Origin of the sequence: Enterococcus sp. 2G9_DIV0600 (assembly GCF_002140615.1) — a bacterium.
Lineage (GTDB): Bacteria > Bacillota > Bacilli > Lactobacillales > Enterococcaceae > Enterococcus_D > Enterococcus_D innesii.
This window is the reverse complement of record NZ_NGLL01000001.1, coordinates 2,730,400-2,747,035: the sequence shown is the minus strand read 5'-3', so window position 1 is coordinate 2,747,035 and position 16,636 is coordinate 2,730,400. Positions and strand designations below refer to the sequence as shown.

Below are 16,636 nucleotides of genomic sequence, written 5' to 3'. Positions count from 1 at the left end.
AGTATTATTAGAAAAACTGATGGTGAATCGATGAAAAAGTTTAGTTTTAACAACGGAAAAGCCGGATCAGTGGCATGAAATAGGAGTGATAAGTGTGGAAGAGTTATGGAATGTATTGAAACCAGCCGAACAAGTCGAACTGAAATTAAGAAAATTGTATACGCAGCATCATTTTTCCCCTTATCACTCGAACAACTTTGAAGAGTATCGCAACTATCAGCAAAATGATCAGTTCTTACGTGGTTCTTCCATCATCACGTTTACGGGTACGGATGGTAGGACGATGGCGCTAAAACCCGATGTCACCTTGTCGATTGCCAAAAATACACCGTCTGGAGAAGCCCGCAGAGTGTATTATGTGGAAGATGTCTATCGACAGGATCGTCAAGCAGGGGAATACCAAAAGATCGATCAAATCGGTTTGGAGCTCATTGATCAAATCACGTGGGAAGATCAACTGGAGGTTGTAAAACTGGCTTGGGAAAGTTTGGCTCAGGTGGGAAAAGGGACCTTAGATCTGTCCCATATGGGGATTTTGGATGGCATCTGCCAACGCTTCCCCGAAGCGGATCGACAAAAAGTACTGCACTGCCTGCGGGACAAGAGTTCTCATGGCATGGATGCACTGACTGAAAAAGCTGGCTTGTCAGCAACAGAAGCTGAAAAATTAGCGAAACTGGTACGTTTGTCAGGTGATTTTGAAACCAAGTATCAAAAAGCCAAAGAGCTGCTGGCAGAATATCCGCAAGCTCAAGCTGGTTTAGCAGAACTGAAACAACTGTATCAAGCATTGCAAAAAGAACAACTGTCAGCCTCCATTCGGATAAGGCTGGATTTTTCGATTTTAAATGATGCCGATTATTACAGTGGCTTGCTGTTTCAAGGCTTTATCGAAGAAGCAAGAGAGACGATTTTATATGGTGGCCGTTATGATCGCTTGATGAGTCGGCAAGGCAAAGAGCAAGGGGCGATCGGGTTTGGTATGAAACTCAACCATGTAGGGCAAAAGGTGCCGACTGACAACGAAAGTTCAGGCTATTTGAACATTGCGCTACCTAAAGGCCGCATGGGGGATGCCGTATACGATTTGTTCACGAAAGCCGGTGTGGCTGCACAAGGTGTTTTCAAAGACAATCGCCAACTGATTTTTTGTGATGAAGAAAACAAACTGCGCTTTTTCTTAGTCAAGCCTAGTGATGTGGCAATCTATGTGGAGCACGGAGTGGCGGATATCGGTGTCGTAGGCAAAGATATTTTAATGGAAAGCAAGGCAGAAGTCATCGAATTTCTTGATTTGCATATGGGGGTCTGCCGTTTGGCAGTAGCAGCGCGTACGGATTTCGAAGAAGATTTCTCCCGCCCGCTGCGGGTCTCCACAAAATATCCGCAGATCACCCGCCAGTTTTATCAAGGATTAGGTCGCTCGGTGGAATTGATCCAACTGCATGGGTCGATTGAATTGGCCCCTTTATTAGGTCTCTCCGATGTGATCGTTGACATCGTCGAAACGGGGACGACACTAAAAGAAAATGATTTGGAAGTGATCCAAGACATCGCGCCGTCTTCAGCGCGCTTAGTGATCAACCACGCCACGTGGCGTTTCAAGCAAGAACGCATTCAAACAGTGATTGAGAAGGTGAGGGAGCAATTATGAGAATTTTTTCGACCCAAAAAGATACGATCGAAACGATTGTGGCAAGGAAACAGTCGGAAACGAAGGATGTTTCAACCGTTGTCGCCCAAATCATTGCCCGTGTTCAGCAGCAAGGAGATCAGGCGTTGTTTCAATTAATTAAAGAAATCGATCAAGTGAGCTTGACTTCCTTAACCGTCAGTCTTGAGGAGGTTGAAACGGCTGTCCAAGCCGTCTCCCCTGAGCTGCTTGAGGTGATGGAACAGGCGAAAGAAAACATTTTGGCATTTCATCAAAAGCAAGTCCAGCAAGGCTTTGTCTTGACGAAGGAAAATGGCGTTGTGATGGGACAGCGGGTCTTACCATTAGCAAAAGTCGGGGTCTATGTTCCTGGCGGCACAGCAGCTTATCCTAGTACGGTTTTGATGGATGTCCTGCCCGCAAAAATCGCCGGGGTCAAAAAAATCGTTATGATCACACCGACGGACAGCCAAGGAAAAGTGCCAGCTGCTATCTTAGCGGCAGCTTCCGTTGCTGGAGTGGATGAAATCTACAAAGTCGGTGGTGCCCATGGCGTAGCGGCATTGGCTTATGGGACAGAAACGATTCCCAAAGTCGACAAAATCGTGGGACCAGGAAATATTTATGTCGCCACAGCGAAAAAAATGGTGTACGGCGAAGTTGACATCGATATGATCGCAGGGCCCAGCGATGTGCTGATCCTCGCCGATGCCAGCGCAAATCCTCGCTGGCTGGCAGCGGATCTTTTGGCACAAGCCGAGCATGATCCCTTAGCGCAAGCAATCTTAGTCACAACAGAAGCTGCCTTGATTGAACAAGTCCAAGTAGAGCTTGACTTGCAGCTGAAGGAACTGCCTCGCAAAGACATTGCTGCTGCGGCGCTTGAATCTAGCGGAAAGCTGATTCTGGTTAAAGATTTGACCGAAGCTCTCACCATTGCCAATCAAATTGCTCCAGAACACCTTGAATTAGCAGTGGCAGATCCTTTTGCTTTGTTGGGACAAGTAGAAAATGCGGGTAGTGTCTTTTTAGGACATCATACACCAGAAGTGCTGGGAGATTATTTTGCTGGGCCAAATCATACCCTACCAACAGAAGGGACGGCTCGTTTCTACTCGCCGTTATCAGTGGATGATTTTATTAAGAAAAGCAGCTACTTGTATTACCCAGAAGCAGCCATGAAGGCGGCTGGTCCAGCCGTAGCGTTGTTCGCAGAAACCGAAGACTTGATCGGCCATGCCCGTTCGATCAATGTACGAAGAGAGGGAGAAAAATGACCTTTTTACATCAAAAGTATCACAAGCTGACTCCTTATACACCAGGGGAACAAGTAGACGAGCAAGCCGTTATTAAACTGAACACCAATGAAAGTCCTTATCCGCCAGCGCCAAGTGTTCAAGCAGCGGTTGCCGATGCCACTCACAAGCTGAATCGTTACTCGGATATTGCTGCTGCAGCGGTGACAACCCCTCTGGCTGCTTATCTTGGCGTTACACCAGCTCAACTGTTTCTCGGTAATGGCAGTGACGAAGTCTTGTCCTACCTCTTTCAAGGCTTCACGGAAAACGGCATCGCCTTTCCCGATGTGACCTACGGGTTTTATCAAGTATATAGTGCCTTGTACCAAGTCGCTGCCACCGTTGTTTCGCTGCAAGAAGATTTCTCGATCGCGTTAACGGATTACGATCCGCTCAAGGGGACTGTCATTTTTGCCAATCCCAATGCGCCGACTGGGGTTTATCAAGAACAAAGCGAAATTTGTGCCTTTCTAAAACGGCATCCTGATCGCTTAGTGATTGTCGATGAGGCCTATATCGATTTTGGCGGCTCTTCAATGGTTTCTTTGATCGATCAATACCCAAATCTCTTGGTTGTGGGGACGTTTTCGAAATCTCGGCAGTTGGCAGGGGCACGCTTAGGCTTTGCGGTTGCCAATGAAGGACTGATCCAAGACTTGAATCGGTTGAAATTTAGCTTGAATCCGTACAATGTCAATAGTTTGACCCAAGCCGCAGGTGCAGCCGTTTTGCAGGAACAAGCGTATGTCGATGAGAAGATCCAAGCAACGATCCAGGTGCGTGAGTGGAGCAAGCAAGCCCTAGCGAAACTCGGCTTTGAGCAGACCGACAGCCAAGGGAATTTTTTGTTTGCAAGGCACCCTGCGATTGCTGGGGAAGAGTTGTATCAGGCACTGAAAGAGCAGAAAATCTTCGTCCGCTGGTTTAATCAGCCCCGCATCAAAGAGTATTTACGGATCACGGTAGGAACGAAGGCCCAGATGGAACGATTGATGACGGTGTTAACAACGATCATAGAAGAGGTGAAGGAATGAGAAAAGCAGAAGTTACCCGTAATACGACTGAAACCAAGATCCACTTGCAGTTGACAATCGATGGTACTGGTCAGCAATCAATCAAGACTGGTGTGGGGTTTTTAGACCACATGCTGGAATTATTTGTCCGCCACGGTCGCTTTGATTTGACGTTGGTTTGTGATGGCGATACAGAAGTAGATGCCCATCACACAACAGAAGACGTTGCCATCGCCATTGGCCGAGCGTTTTCAGAAAGTCTTGGGGAGCGACGAGGCATCAAACGTTATGGTAGTATGCTGCTGCCGATGGACGAAGCCTTAGTCATGACAGCAATCGATATTAGCGGTCGCGGCATGGCAGTCGCAGAATTGGCGATACCGAGTGAAAAAATCGGACAGCAGTTTGATACGGAATTGGTTGAAGAATTTTTCATTGCTTTTGCCCGTGAATTAGGTGCTACGATCCATCTTCATCAAATCGCTGGCAAAAACAGCCACCACATTGTGGAAGCTTGTTTTAAAGGCTTTGGGCGTGCTTTAGGCGAAGCAGTAGCGATCAATCAAGCAGCCCCAGATGAGATCCCTTCAACCAAAGGGACGATCCAGTGATTCATGAGGGAAAAATGATTACGTATCTTCCACACAGAGGGATGAGATAAGGAAAGGGGCATATTATGTTAGCAATCATCGACTATGGTGTCGGCAATTTGTTCAGCTTGTCTCGTTCGCTGGACTACTTGGGTGTTGAGTGCCGAATCACGCGTTCTCTAGCGGAATTAAAAGCTGCCGACCGCATTCTTTTGCCCGGCGTAGGCGCTTTTGGCGATGCCCGCCAAAAGTTAGCAGAGTTGTCGCTGATCGAACCGATCCAAGAATTGGCAGCAGCTGGCAAACCCTTTTTAGGCATTTGTTTAGGGATGCAGCTGTTGTTTGATAGTAGTGAGGAGTTTGGCACACATGCGGGGCTCGGTTTGATTCCAGGACGGATCGTTTCCATGCAAAGCGCCTTTGAAGAAGCCAAACTGAATCTGAAAGTGCCGCAGATTGGTTGGAATCGGCTGACTGTCAGAAAGGAAAGTCCCCTCGTCAGCGGGCTAGGGGAACAAGACTTTGTCTACTATGTCCACAGTTATTTTGCTACTGATTGCCAAGAGTATGTCGTGGCAGACAGTGACTATGGTCTAGCGATTCCCGGTATTGTACAAAAAGACAATGTCTTCGGCACTCAGTTTCACCCAGAAAAAAGCGGGGCGGTCGGGTTGAAGATTTTAAAAGCATTTACGGAGGTGCCGCTATGAAAATTTTTCCAGCAATCGATCTGTTAGATCAAAAAGTGGTCCGTTTGTACCAAGGAGACTATGAGCAAAAAGAAGTGTTTGGGGACGATCCAGTAGCATTTGCTCGTTCATTTGAAGAAGCGGGTGCCAACTATCTGCACCTCGTCGACTTAGATGGTGCCAAAGCTGGCAAACTCCATTACTTTGATGTCGCAAAAAATATTGTCCAGCAGACCAATCTGTTTGTCGAAGTTGGCGGCGGGATCCGTGAGGAAGAAACGATCCAGCATTGTTTGGCAGCAGGCGTTCATCGGGTGATCCTCGGCACGATTGCCCAGAAAGACCCAGCATTCACAAAAGCGATGCTCAAGAAATACGGCGATAAGATCGCCATTGGGGTCGATGCCAAGGAAGAAAAAGTGGCCGTGGAAGGCTGGCTCGAGAAAACGGCAACAGACGCGTTTACTTTTTGCCAACAATTGGTGGAATGGGGAGCGCAAACGATCATCTTTACCGAAATCTCCCGTGACGGTACAGGAGAAGGCATCAATCTGCCACTATACGAAAAACTCAATCAATTGGATTGCGACATCGTGGCATCTGGCGGCGTGGCTTCATTGGCAGATATCAAAGGATTAAAACAGTTGGGCATCTCTGGCGTGATCGTCGGGAAATCCTTATATAACGGCAGTCTCCAATTGGCCGATGTCTTAGCAGCAGGGGAGGCAGAAGCATGATCGCCAAACGAATCATTCCTTGCCTTGATGTGCGAGATGGGCGAGTCGTGAAAGGGGTCAATTTTGCTGGCTTAAAAGATGTCAATGATCCAGTGACTTTGGCGCGCTTTTACAATGAACAAGGCGCCGATGAGCTGGTTTTTTATGACATTACTGCTTCTGCAGAAGAACGCGGCTTATTCACGGACATTTTGCAGCGCGTAGCGTCAGAAGTGTTTATTCCCTTGACGGTGGGGGGCGGCATCAATCAAGTAGCAGATTTTGAGCGAGTCTTAAACTGTGGCGCCGACAAAGTCAGCGTCAATTCGGGAGCGCTTCGCCGACCAGAGCTGATCGCAGAAGGCGCGAAACGCTATGGCAGCCAGTGCGTTGTTTTATCCGTTGATGTTCGCCGCGTCGGGGAGAACTGGCATGTGTTTGCCAAAGGCGGACGGGAAGATACAGGCTTAGAAGCATTGGCGTGGATTCACCAAGCTGAGCAGTTAGGTGCTGGTGAACTAGTCATCAACAGCATGGATACCGATGGCGTGAAGCAGGGGTTTGATCTCGACTTGCTGAAAGCTGTCAGCGAAATCACCAAATTACCGATCGTCGCATCGGGTGGTGCTGGCAAAAGTGCCGATTTTATCGAGCTGTTTCAATTGCCAAATATTGAAGCAGGGTTGGCGGCCTCGATTTTTCACTATGGCGAGGTAAAAATCCCAGAACTGAAAAAACAATTACAGGCCGTCGATATTCCCGTACGAATCGTATAGCGTTGGCGTTTTGATAGGCAATAGAAGGAGTGGATAACATGGTGCAAGTACGATTTGATGAACAAGGATTGGTTCCAGTGATCGTGCAGGATGTGGAAACGAATGAAGTTTTGACCTTGGCTTATATGAACCAAGAAAGTTTGACCTTGACCTTGAAAGATCGATTGATGACCTTTTATTCCCGCAGTCGCCAAGAATTGTGGCGCAAAGGAGAAACCAGCGGCAATTACCAGCATTTAGTATCATTGACCGCAGATTGCGATCAAGATGCTTTAGTCGCCAAAGTAAAAAAAGACGGACCTGCTTGCCATACAGGCACAGAAAGCTGCTTTACAGAAGTGCTTTATGGTACAGAATCCTCTCCAACCATCGATGCGTTGTATGAGCTGATAAAAGGTCGTAAAGATACGCCACAAGAAGGCAGCTATACCAGCTACTTGTTTGAAAAAGGCAGTGAAAAAATCTTAAAAAAAATCGGCGAGGAAGCAACCGAGGTCGTGATTGGGGCGATGAAGGCAGACCGTCAAGAAACCGTTTATGAGATTGCTGATTTGGCGTATCATACATTGGTTTTAATGGCAGAAATGGGGATTGATTTAGCGGCTATTCGCCAAGAGCTTGCCAAGCGTCATGTTGTGGACAAGAAAGTCAAACAAGAACGGATGCAATAACGGTCAGGATTTTTCAATAAAAAGAAATCAACTGACGATAAAAAGAAGCCCTTCAGCCATTGCTTGAAGGGCTTCGTAACCGTGGCGAAAAAGTTGATCTGCTGGTTCTTTGAGTGAGCACACAAACTGGCTATTTGTTTTCCAACTCTTCGATCAATTCTTTCATTTCTTTGATTTCTTTTTCCTGTGCGTCAATGATTTTTTCTGCAAGTTCTTTTACTCTTGGATCAGAAAAATCGGCATTTTTACTGGTTAAAATCGCAATCGAATGATGGGGAATCATGGCTTTCATCCAGGCCGTATCTCCCACGGCAGTTTGGCTTCTGACCATAAACAGTGAACCAAAAAAGAGTACAACACTGACAACTAGAATGCCGATATTCATTTTCTTGCTGTCATACATCTTCCACATAAACAACAGCATGATGATCGCCATCATCGCGCCCATCATTAGTGCCATAAATAGGCGGGTTTGGCTGAAAAAGATATGATCGAGGGCGTAGACATTGAAATACATCATACAAAACATAATCACCGTCGATACCCCAATCATTACCAAAAATTTCCCGTATTTCTTCATTTCTTTCCTCTCCTTTTTGTATACAAAATAAAAACAATAAAGCAATCCAAAACATCATTGTAACTGATGCTTTTTTTCGTTTATTGTTCTGTTAGAAGAAAATTACTCCCTAAATCAAGTATAGCGGAGGAAGTGGAAGGAGAGAAGCGATATACATCTGAACGAAAACAATGGATTCTCAGAGTAAAAAAGCGAAAACAGGATTACTCGTCTAGGTTTATTTGTTATAATCAACCTAAGAAATGGATGGTGTATAGAATGAATCACAATGATCGCTTGACGCGTTTACGCTATGCTTTGGATATCAAGGATACCGACATGGTGAAAATTTTTGAACTTGGCGGCGCTTCTTTCACAAAAGAAGAAGTAAGACAATTATTGAAGAAAAAAGATCCTGAGACCTACGGGATTGAGTGTACCAATGAGGCCTTCGAACGTTTCTTGAATGGCTTGATCCGCTCACAAAGAGGCACAAAGCCAGATGCTGGTGAACCTGTTTTAGAGCTAAACAATGGCAATGTGAATAATTTGATGTTGAAGAAAATAAAAATCGCCCTTTCCCTAACAACAGATGAAATGCTGGACATTTTCCAGCAGGCTGGAGTCAAAGTTTCAAAAGGTGAATTAGGCGCCATTTTACGCAAAGAAGGCCATCGCAATTACAAACCATGCTTAGACAAATATGCCCGCAACTTTTTAAAAGGATTGACGATCGAGTATCGGGATAACTAGTAAAAAATCAATAATAGGCTGAACTTACAATGGGCCGCCCAAAGAGATGCATGTTATGTGTCTCTTTTTTTGTGTGTAAATTAAAAAAAACAATTTAAATCAGTGATTATAACGCTAACTGAGGCCAAGCTTGGAGCATGAAGGAGCAGGTGAAGTGAGCGATCTGTTTGCTTGAATAACCTGTTTGTTAAAACCTGACAAGTTTGGTCATTTCTGATACAAATGTTGACGTGTTCAGAATGATGAACCATGTAATACTATCAAAATGAACAGGGGTATCCTGTGTCTAAAGATTGTAATTAACAAGTCGTCACCATCATCAGAAGGGGAAGTTTGTCGATAGGTGAAAGATAGGAAAGCGTATCGTATTTAAACGAATATAAAAGGAGAATGTTATGAAAAGGAAATTTTGGGGCTATTTGTCATTGGCGATCTTGTTAAGTCAGCCTGTGTTGGCACCTTTGGCACAAGTTATGGCTGAGGAACAGGAAACCATTCCATCAAACAAAGAAATCACGACATTAGGAACATTAGAAAAAGTGGAGGAGACTACTGAAACAGTCGATTCTTCTCGTATAAAAGAAGAAATCAACGGTGACACCACAAGTAACTCAGAATCGCAAGAAGTGGTTAATGATGATGAGAAAAGTGGCTCGACGGAAAGTACAGAAAAAAACCTCCCTGATTCAAGTAAAGACACAGCTAGCTCGGCAACTGAATCATCAGCGGAAATGAAAGAGGCATTCTCTAATCGAAGCGTTTCATTAGACGCTTGGATGCCGGATAAGAATTTGCAAAATGAGGTAGCGAAAGGGCTAAACAAAACAGTTGATACGATCACTCAAGAAGATATGGTGAATCTAAAACAGTTAGATTTTTCTTCTTTAGTCAAAGACACAGTAGTCGATTTTACTGGTTTAGAATACGCTAGCAACTTGCAAGCGTTATACACGACGTCTATTATTGCTACGAATGTTCCCCAAATCACTATGGCGGAAAATGCAACATTGTTTACCCGTCCTAATGTACTAGCACACGTTCTTCCAAAAGGATCTTTTTCAAATATCCACATAGGAAATTATGATGCCTATTTGACAGCCCAAGAATTAATTGGGGTTGGTCAATATCTTAGTGGATGGGTAACAGATTATCTGACGGTCTATGCAAGTAGCATGACGGATTTTTCTAAGTTAGAGCTATCTCCAGAACACCATCAAAATTCCCAACTATCTATTATGACTCAGGAGAAAATACTATTAGAGCCAATGCTAGTAAAAGATGGCCAATCTGATGTTCTTTATAAAGACCGTATGATGGTTGATACCCAAGGAAATGCGTTGCTCTCTTCTTTGTCCAACAAAAAGTATTCTTATTCGATTCGGGGGATAGATAAAAATGGCTATATCTTTTCCTTATATGAAAATGATGGGTTTGAACTGACTGAAGAAGGGATTCAATTTAAAAATATTCCCGCCAATGTTGACTATTTGTCAATCACTTCTCTGGTTCCTAATCGTTTATCCACCGAGAGAGCTGCTAGTACAGGTACCATTCAATATTTAGTGAATTATCAAGTACCTGTGAAGTATGTGAATACTGCAGAAGATGTTACGGTCAAGTATCTTGACGAAAACGGACAGACGCTTGCACCAAATGTCACTTTATCAGGGTATGTAGGCGACCCCTTTACTACGGAAGAAAAGGATATCTCAGGCTATACACTGAAAGAGATCCAAGGGGATAGGATAGGGACCTTCAGTGATGTCGCGCAAGAAGTCGTTTATGTCTATGAACGTAGTGATGCAGCGCCAGTTACCGTGAAGTATGAAGATACAGAAGGCAATGAATTGGCAGCACCAACCGTAATGAATGGCAAAATAGGTCTGCCCTATACAAGCGAAGCCAAAACGATCCCAGGCTGGTTTGTAGCTCAAACGCCAAGCAATGCTAATGGGACCTATAGTGAAACAGCTCAAGAAGTCGTTTATGTCTATGAACGTAGTGATGCAGCGCCAGTGACGGTAAGATACGAAGATAAAGAAGGCAATGAATTGGCAGCACCAACCGTAATGAATGGCAAAGTAGGTCTGCCATATGAAAGTGAAGCCAAAACGATCCCAGGCTGGTTTGTAGCTCAAACGCCAAGCAATGCTAATGGGACTTATAGTGAAACAGCTCAAGAAGTCGTCTATGTCTATGAGCGTAGTAATGCAGCGCCAGTGACGGTAAGATACGAAGATAAAGAAGGGAATCAACTATCTGCACCGACAATATTGAACGGCAAAGTAGGTTTACCCTATGCAAGTGAAGCCAAAACGATCCTAGGCTGGTACGTATCCCAAATGCCAACTAACGCCAACGGGACTTACAGCGAAACGGCACAAGAAGTCGTCTATGTCTATGAGCGAAGTGATGCAGCGCCAGTTACTGTGAAGTATGAAGATACAGAGGGGAATCAACTATCCGCCCCGACAGTATTGAGTGGCAAAATAGGGTTGCCATATGAAAGTGAAGCCAAAGCGATCCCAGGCTGGTTTGTAGCTCAAACGCCAAGCAATGCTACAGGTACATTTAGCGAAACGGCACAAGAAGTAATTTATGTCTATGAACGTAGCGATGCAGCGCCAGTTACTGTCAAGTATGAAGATACAGAAGGGAATCAACTATCTGCACCGACGGTATTAAGTGGCAAAATAGGTCTGCCATATACACGTGAAGCTAAAGCAATCAATGGCTGGTACGTTTCTCAAACACCAACTAACGCTAACGGGACTTACAGCGAAACGGTACAAGAAGTCGTTTATGTCTATGAGCGTAGTGATGCAGCGCCAGTTACTGTGAAGTATGAAGATACAGAAGGCAATGAATTGGCAGCACCAACCGTAATGAATGGCAAAATAGGGTTACCATATGAAAGTGAAGCCAAAGCGATCCCAGGCTGGTTTGTAGCTCAAACGCCAAGCAATGCTACAGGTACATTTAGCGAAACGGCACAAGAAGTCATTTATGTCTATGAACGTAGTGATGCAGCGCCAGTGATGGTCAAGTATGAAGATACAGAAGGGAATCAACTATCTGCACCGACGGTATTGAGTGGCAAAATAGGTTTACCTTATACAAGTAAAGCTAAAGCCATCCCAGGCTGGTACGTTTCCCAAATGCCAACTAACGCTAATGGGACTTATAGTGAAAATGCGCAAGAAGTTACCTATGTTTATGAACGTAGTGATGCAGCACTGGTTATCGTAAGATATGAAGACATGGAAGGAAATCAATTAGCTGAACCAACGATCCTTAATGGAAAAGTTGGCTTGTCTTATGAAAGCAACGCCAAAGAAATATCTGGCTGGCGGGTTTCAAAGACGCCTAAAAATGCAAAAGGTACCTTCAGTGATGCCGTCCAAGAAGTTATTTATGTTTACAGTGCTGATAAAGAGAATGAACCGGGAGAAGATTCAGGAAAAGATACACCAGAATCAGAAAACAAGACGCCGGACGAAGAGAACGGGAATAGCTCAGGAAATAACAGCAAGCAAACAAACACACAAACCAAATCAAAAAATAAGTTGCCTGCAACAGGAGAACAACTTACAGGTCAACGAATCATGGGCTTTTTGGGAGTCATCACTGTTCTGTTTTCTTTCGTAGTAATTTTGAGACGAAAAAGAAAAACTGAAAATTAAAAGCTTTTCAATAGAGAGGAAAGAGTATCCAGAATTGATTGTTTTCTGGATACTCTTTGTTTAACCCTATTTAAATATGAGCGAGAATATAGGTTTTTATCAGTTATCTTTCGAATGTTACGTTCTTGAATTCATCATTCAAGCCATCACGATAGGCAATAGTCAAGACTAATTTTCCTGTTGTTTTGTCATAGTCTTCCACGTTTAGTTCTAGAGAGAAGTTCTTAACATTGGCATCAATATAAGAAACAATTTCTTTTTCTTCCTCACCGATTTTTATCGAAAGTGTGCTTTCTCCTAATAAATTCGCCTCCTCCAGAACTGTTTTGGCTGAGCGTATTTCAGGCTGATAGAAGACAGTGTTTGTTTGAGTTAAATAGATTCTACTTATTCGCAACGGAACTGTGATCTTTCCAAAGTCATTTGAGACAACGATCCCAGGTTTATTACTAGGGGAGACAAAGACAGCGAGACTTATTAAAATTGGAACGAGTATACTAGCAACACTTGACCATACTATTTTTTTTGATATTTTCATTGATTTCAGTTCATTCAGCGAAGCATGAACACCTGTCCCCCCATTCTTTTTAATTAATGTAAGAAGTTAGCTTGATTATGGCGAAGATACTTTAAAAATAACTGTACTAATTTTCAACTTTATATAAGCGTAATTGATAGAAAGTAAAAGCTTTTGGAATTGTTGAAATGCTCAAAGGCTACCTAACTCTTCGATTGTAAATACTCCTAAAAACCGACTCTCTTGTTATCGTAGCAAAATATACGGTTTTTTACTTTTATTATTATAAAATAATTTTTTGATAAATAGCGCTTTGGACTGTTTTGTCGTCTTAAACTAGCTGTTAGAAAGAGCAATGTTCTCCAGACGTAGTAACTCGTAGTTCTAAGTAGTTGTAGCCATGATTTTGCTTATCCTAAATGATTCAGAAGGTGATAGTTTCAGAGACAGCTTCTTATAAAATGAAATAAGTAGTCAATGAATACACACTGAATGAAAATAGATCGTGAAAGGAGTATAATTACCTTAAAAATAAAGTTAAGAGGTATTATTATGTATAAATTTCTTTTAACTAAATTAGACCAAGATGTTTATGAATTGTTTGCGCATTTTTTTGAGCAGGCTTTGGAGCGTGAAAAACTAAATGTTCTTGCTGAAAAGACAAACTTATCAAAACGACGAATCGTCTTAGTTTTTGAGCGAGCACTCGATTTGCAAACGGCGTATCCTTATTTTGAGATTGCGTTGCATGAAGGTAGAGAGATGACGCTTTATTTTGCGCCGAATTTTCTTTTGTCTAAGCTTTATTCGGTCATGCTAGAAGAAAGCATGCCATTTCAAATTTTAGACAGACTCTTTAGTGATAAGTATGTGTCGCTGGAAGAAACCGCCCAACAACATTATGTCAGCAATCGCACGGTTCAAAGAAAACTAAAGGAAGTAGAAACGATTCTTGAAAATTATCACATTCGATTGAACCTAAAAAGAAAACCGCTTTTTGTGGGCGAAGAATACCGCATTCGGCATTTTTTCCACATCATGTATTGGCAGATCTATGATGCTACGAACGTGCGTTATAGTGGATTGACGAAACAAAGTGTCAGTACATTGAAGAAAAAGTTGACAAGTTATCCCAGTTTTTATCGCGGGATTGATCAGGAGAAATTTGTTCAATTGTTGGCGTTAAGTATTTATCGTTTTAAAAGAGGCTTTCCTGTAAAAGAGATTCCTCAAGAGATGAGGGAGATGAGGCATCTGACGATTTCCTTTGAAGAATTTAAAGAAGAGCTGATCAAGCCATTGCTAAGAGACAATTTGATTCTAAATGGGCTTCCAGAAACAGAATTTCTCTTCTTGTATTATATGTTTTCTGTCATGACGACGTACTTACCTGAAGAGATTCCTAGTCAGTTAACAATTGGGGATCATTTTTCTCCACGAGCAATCGCTGCAGCAAGGCTATTTGCGGAAAACGCTCAGAAAGTTTTTCTCGTTTCTGAAAGCAATATTGATTATCTGTTGGTCAATGCCTTGAATATTCATTCGGTTTCGCTTCTTTTTGCATCGAAAAATAAGATCGATGCCTTTGGAAAAAGCACCACGGACAAAGATTATCGCCGTGTCTTTCCTAAGATTTTTCCGTTTGTTCAGGAGATGTACGAATCGTTAGCGCAACAATCACCAATTTTTTCAACCATGTATGAAGCGAACAATCGCTTGCTTTTTCAATATAGTATGCTTCTTTCTCTGGTAGCGAAAATTGATCGTTCTACGGTTCGTATTTTTCACGAATCAAAATTCGGAAAAATCCAAGAAATCAGACAAAAGGAACGATTGAAGCACTGGTTTGGGTACACACTTTCATTTGTTTCCGAAAATCCCGATTTTGTCGTGACAGATTATCCCGTCAATCGGCAAGCTTTTATTGACCAAAATCCCAACGTCCAATTTTTTAAATGGAATAGTTTTCCAACGGGGGATCGCTGGCTTGAACTGATTGAAGCAGTTGAAAAGTTCCAGAATGAGTTTAGTCAAAAACATACGTAAAACTGTGGATTTCACAGTATGAAAAAAAGGAGGATTCTCAAAACCAGAGAATCCTCCCTTTTTTTAGTAGGAAGCGAAAAGTTTTGCACAGCGTTTCTCAGATTTCCTATGTAGTTTGTCAATCGCTCAATCGGCTATTGGGCTTGTTTACTTTTATGAAACTAAAATTGATACGATCCAACCCGAAGGTATCTAACAGGACTTTATTTGCTTCTAACAAACAAATGATTGGCGTCTCCTTTCCTAAAAAATATGTAATAATGCAGGCATAAAGATCTCGGTCAACAGAAACGTTTTACGAAAAAGCGAAGGTAAGAAAGAGTGTTCGAATCCTCTATTTAACGTAATGCTAGTGATTTCAGCCTAAAGGTCGATTTCCTTTCAATATTTCCATAGAGTACGCATCGACGTATTCGTTCCAACGATAAACACATAAACAGGATTTTACATAAGATTCACCAATCAATAGAACAGGAGGACTAAAGATGGAGTCAGCATTTAAGATCCATTCAATGGAAGAATATTTAAACTTCTACATGGAAGAAACGGAGCGGCTTTTTTTCAAGGAAGAGTTTCCAGAACTCAAAGAAAAGATTCTTGCCAATTGCTTCGAAATCAAACGAGCGATCCAAGAAATCAATCACGAAAACTTTTTTGAACAGTATGCGAGAATCAATACATTAGAAGCAGAGATTTTGATTATTTTGGAATGCAGTGAATTGCGGGGGAGTGACAATGTGGTCCCTTTTGCTGAGGCAGAAATTTTGCAAGTGGCGAAACAAGATAGCAAAACCTATTTTAAAGAAAGATGTGGGCTGACATTGATCGCGCCTACGCCCCATTCATTGCATTTTTCCGTGGAGTAGTTGAAGTAACAACAAAGATCATTCGTGAGGAAAAAGTGTTATAGGAAGTTTGAAAGGAGCCTTTCATTAAGGTTTGTGCAGGAGTAATTGTTTTACCAAAAGAAAAGGCTGCAGTTTTTTTATGCAACTTTGGAGGCATTGTGGAAAAAAGCTGTACCTTTGATATAAATTCATTCAACAAATAATTGGAGGTCACAGATGAATGCAATAGAAAAGAGGATCCAGTTTATTGTCGAAGCTGACAAGCTTAAAGCCATCCTTAGACAATCGACACTGATCTATGATAGAAACCAACGGGAAAATGATGCAGAGCACACCTGGCATTTGACATTATGTGCACTATTGCTTGCAGAACATATCGCAACCGAAGGGCAAGTGGATTTGTTGCGAGTACTCAAAATGTTAATTATTCATGATATGGTAGAAATCGAAGCAGGTGATACCTATTGTTATGATGAAGCTGGGTACCTGGATAAAGTACAGCGAGAACGGGAAGCAGCTACAAGTTTATTTTCTACATTACCGAGAGAACAATATGATGAATTTATGGATTTGTGGGAAGAGTTTGAGGAGATGGCAACCGTAGAAGCAAAATATGCAGCGGCAATCGATAGGTTACAGCCTGTCTTGCAGATATACTACTGTGACGGGAATACCTGGTTAGAAAATAACATTGATGTTGAACGCGAATTAAAACGAAACGAGGTCATCAAAGAAATTATGCCAGAAGTTTGGGACTATGTTAGAAAACTTATAGATGATGCCGTAAATAAAGGTTGGCTGAAGCAATAAAGCAAAAATCAAT

General features: G+C 42.6%; 15 protein-coding genes. 13 read left to right on the top strand and 2 right to left on the bottom strand.

Annotated elements, in window-relative coordinates:
• Positions 1–94: 94 nt before the first annotated feature.
• The 8 genes from hisG to hisIE all read left to right on the top strand — a co-directional run bounded on the left by hisG (position 95) and on the right by hisIE (position 7,407).
• On the top strand, positions 95–1,654 hold the full coding sequence (gene hisG, locus A5870_RS13165) for an ATP phosphoribosyltransferase (protein WP_010747551.1): 1,560 nt from the start codon (positions 95–97) through the stop codon (positions 1,652–1,654).
• A complete protein-coding gene (gene hisD / locus A5870_RS13160; protein ID WP_086293290.1) occupies positions 1,651–2,931 on the top strand; it encodes a histidinol dehydrogenase in 1,281 nt (426 codons plus the stop codon). Before hisG ends, hisD begins: the two co-directional genes overlap by 4 nt.
• A complete protein-coding gene (gene hisC / locus A5870_RS13155; RefSeq protein ID WP_086293288.1) occupies positions 2,928–3,986 on the top strand; it encodes a histidinol-phosphate transaminase in 1,059 nt (352 codons plus the stop codon). The genes hisD and hisC overlap by 4 nt, the downstream gene beginning before the upstream one ends.
• Positions 3,983–4,576, top strand: a complete 594-nt coding sequence (gene hisB, locus A5870_RS13150) for an imidazoleglycerol-phosphate dehydratase HisB (protein ID WP_086293286.1) — start codon at positions 3,983–3,985, stop codon at positions 4,574–4,576. The genes hisC and hisB overlap by 4 nt, the downstream gene beginning before the upstream one ends.
• Before the next feature lie 65 nt (positions 4,577–4,641).
• Complete coding sequence (hisH, locus tag A5870_RS13145) at positions 4,642–5,265, top strand: imidazole glycerol phosphate synthase subunit HisH (protein ID WP_086293284.1); 624 nt, start codon at positions 4,642–4,644, stop codon at positions 5,263–5,265.
• Positions 5,262–5,981 carry a 1-(5-phosphoribosyl)-5-[(5-phosphoribosylamino)methylideneamino]imidazole-4-carboxamide isomerase gene (gene hisA / locus A5870_RS13140; protein ID WP_086293282.1) on the top strand — a complete coding sequence of 240 codons (720 nt, stop codon included), beginning with the start codon at positions 5,262–5,264 and terminating at the stop codon, positions 5,979–5,981. Before hisH ends, hisA begins: the two co-directional genes overlap by 4 nt.
• The gene (gene hisF, locus A5870_RS13135) at positions 5,978–6,736 is read left to right on the top strand and encodes an imidazole glycerol phosphate synthase subunit HisF (RefSeq protein ID WP_086293280.1); all 759 of its coding nucleotides are present in this window, start codon (positions 5,978–5,980) and stop codon (positions 6,734–6,736) included. Before hisA ends, hisF begins: the two co-directional genes overlap by 4 nt.
• 38 nt (positions 6,737–6,774) lie before the next feature.
• The gene (gene hisIE, locus A5870_RS13130) at positions 6,775–7,407 is read left to right on the top strand and encodes a bifunctional phosphoribosyl-AMP cyclohydrolase/phosphoribosyl-ATP diphosphatase HisIE (RefSeq protein ID WP_086293277.1); all 633 of its coding nucleotides are present in this window, start codon (positions 6,775–6,777) and stop codon (positions 7,405–7,407) included.
• Positions 7,408–7,537: 130 nt separating this feature from the next.
• Here the strand turns inward: hisIE and A5870_RS13125 are convergent, their stop codons facing one another.
• On the bottom strand, positions 7,538–7,987 hold the full coding sequence (locus A5870_RS13125; RefSeq protein ID WP_086293275.1) for a DUF305 domain-containing protein: 450 nt from the start codon (positions 7,985–7,987) through the stop codon (positions 7,538–7,540).
• Between the two features lie 258 nt (positions 7,988–8,245).
• Between A5870_RS13125 and A5870_RS13120 the strand changes: the two genes are divergently transcribed.
• Entirely contained in the window at positions 8,246–8,719 is a 474-nt protein-coding gene (locus A5870_RS13120; RefSeq protein ID WP_086293273.1) for a DUF1456 family protein, read from the top strand.
• Positions 8,720–9,114: 395 nt separating this feature from the next.
• Positions 9,115–12,402 carry a MucBP domain-containing protein gene (locus A5870_RS13115; RefSeq protein WP_086293271.1) on the top strand — a complete coding sequence of 1,096 codons (3,288 nt, stop codon included), beginning with the start codon at positions 9,115–9,117 and terminating at the stop codon, positions 12,400–12,402.
• Positions 12,403–12,505: 103 nt separating this feature from the next.
• On the opposite strand, the gene A5870_RS13110 is transcribed toward A5870_RS13115, so the two are convergent.
• A complete protein-coding gene (locus tag A5870_RS13110) occupies positions 12,506–12,940 on the bottom strand; it encodes a hypothetical protein (protein ID WP_005225210.1) in 435 nt (144 codons plus the stop codon).
• A 531-nt stretch (positions 12,941–13,471) separates the two neighbouring features.
• Between A5870_RS13110 and A5870_RS13105 the strand changes: the two genes are divergently transcribed.
• The 3 genes from A5870_RS13105 (at position 13,472) to A5870_RS13095 (ending at position 16,623) form a co-directional block, all read left to right on the top strand.
• Entirely contained in the window at positions 13,472–14,965 is a 1,494-nt protein-coding gene (locus tag A5870_RS13105; RefSeq protein WP_086293269.1) for a helix-turn-helix domain-containing protein, read from the top strand.
• Positions 14,966–15,450: 485 nt separating this feature from the next.
• Positions 15,451–15,831 (top strand): DUF7006 family protein, encoded by a 381-nt coding sequence (locus A5870_RS13100; protein WP_005225213.1) that lies wholly within the window; start codon positions 15,451–15,453, stop codon positions 15,829–15,831.
• Between the two features lie 198 nt (positions 15,832–16,029).
• Positions 16,030–16,623: an HD domain-containing protein gene (locus tag A5870_RS13095; protein WP_086293267.1), complete on the top strand. Its 594-nt coding sequence runs from the start codon at positions 16,030–16,032 to the stop codon at positions 16,621–16,623.
• Positions 16,624–16,636 lie beyond the last annotated feature (13 nt).

What these genes read in the sequence shown, in the direction of transcription:
- hisD (WP_086293290.1), top strand. Translation starts at nt 1,651, where the DNA reads ATGAGAATTTTTTCGACCCAAAAAGATACGATCGAAACGATTGTGGCA.
- hisC (WP_086293288.1), top strand. Translation starts at nt 2,928, where the DNA reads ATGACCTTTTTACATCAAAAGTATCACAAGCTGACTCCTTATACACCA.
- hisB (WP_086293286.1), top strand. Translation starts at nt 3,983, where the DNA reads ATGAGAAAAGCAGAAGTTACCCGTAATACGACTGAAACCAAGATCCAC.
- hisH (WP_086293284.1), top strand. Translation starts at nt 4,642, where the DNA reads ATGTTAGCAATCATCGACTATGGTGTCGGCAATTTGTTCAGCTTGTCT.
- hisA (WP_086293282.1), top strand. Translation starts at nt 5,262, where the DNA reads ATGAAAATTTTTCCAGCAATCGATCTGTTAGATCAAAAAGTGGTCCGT.
- hisF (WP_086293280.1), top strand. Translation starts at nt 5,978, where the DNA reads ATGATCGCCAAACGAATCATTCCTTGCCTTGATGTGCGAGATGGGCGA.
- hisIE (WP_086293277.1), top strand. Translation starts at nt 6,775, where the DNA reads ATGGTGCAAGTACGATTTGATGAACAAGGATTGGTTCCAGTGATCGTG.
- A5870_RS13125 (WP_086293275.1), bottom strand. Translation starts at nt 7,987, where the DNA reads ATGAAGAAATACGGGAAATTTTTGGTAATGATTGGGGTATCGACGGTG.
- A5870_RS13120 (WP_086293273.1), top strand. Translation starts at nt 8,246, where the DNA reads ATGAATCACAATGATCGCTTGACGCGTTTACGCTATGCTTTGGATATC.
- A5870_RS13115 (WP_086293271.1), top strand. Translation starts at nt 9,115, where the DNA reads ATGAAAAGGAAATTTTGGGGCTATTTGTCATTGGCGATCTTGTTAAGT.
- A5870_RS13110 (WP_005225210.1), bottom strand. Translation starts at nt 12,940, where the DNA reads ATGAAAATATCAAAAAAAATAGTATGGTCAAGTGTTGCTAGTATACTC.
- A5870_RS13105 (WP_086293269.1), top strand. Translation starts at nt 13,472, where the DNA reads ATGTATAAATTTCTTTTAACTAAATTAGACCAAGATGTTTATGAATTG.
- A5870_RS13100 (WP_005225213.1), top strand. Translation starts at nt 15,451, where the DNA reads ATGGAGTCAGCATTTAAGATCCATTCAATGGAAGAATATTTAAACTTC.
- A5870_RS13095 (WP_086293267.1), top strand. Translation starts at nt 16,030, where the DNA reads ATGAATGCAATAGAAAAGAGGATCCAGTTTATTGTCGAAGCTGACAAG.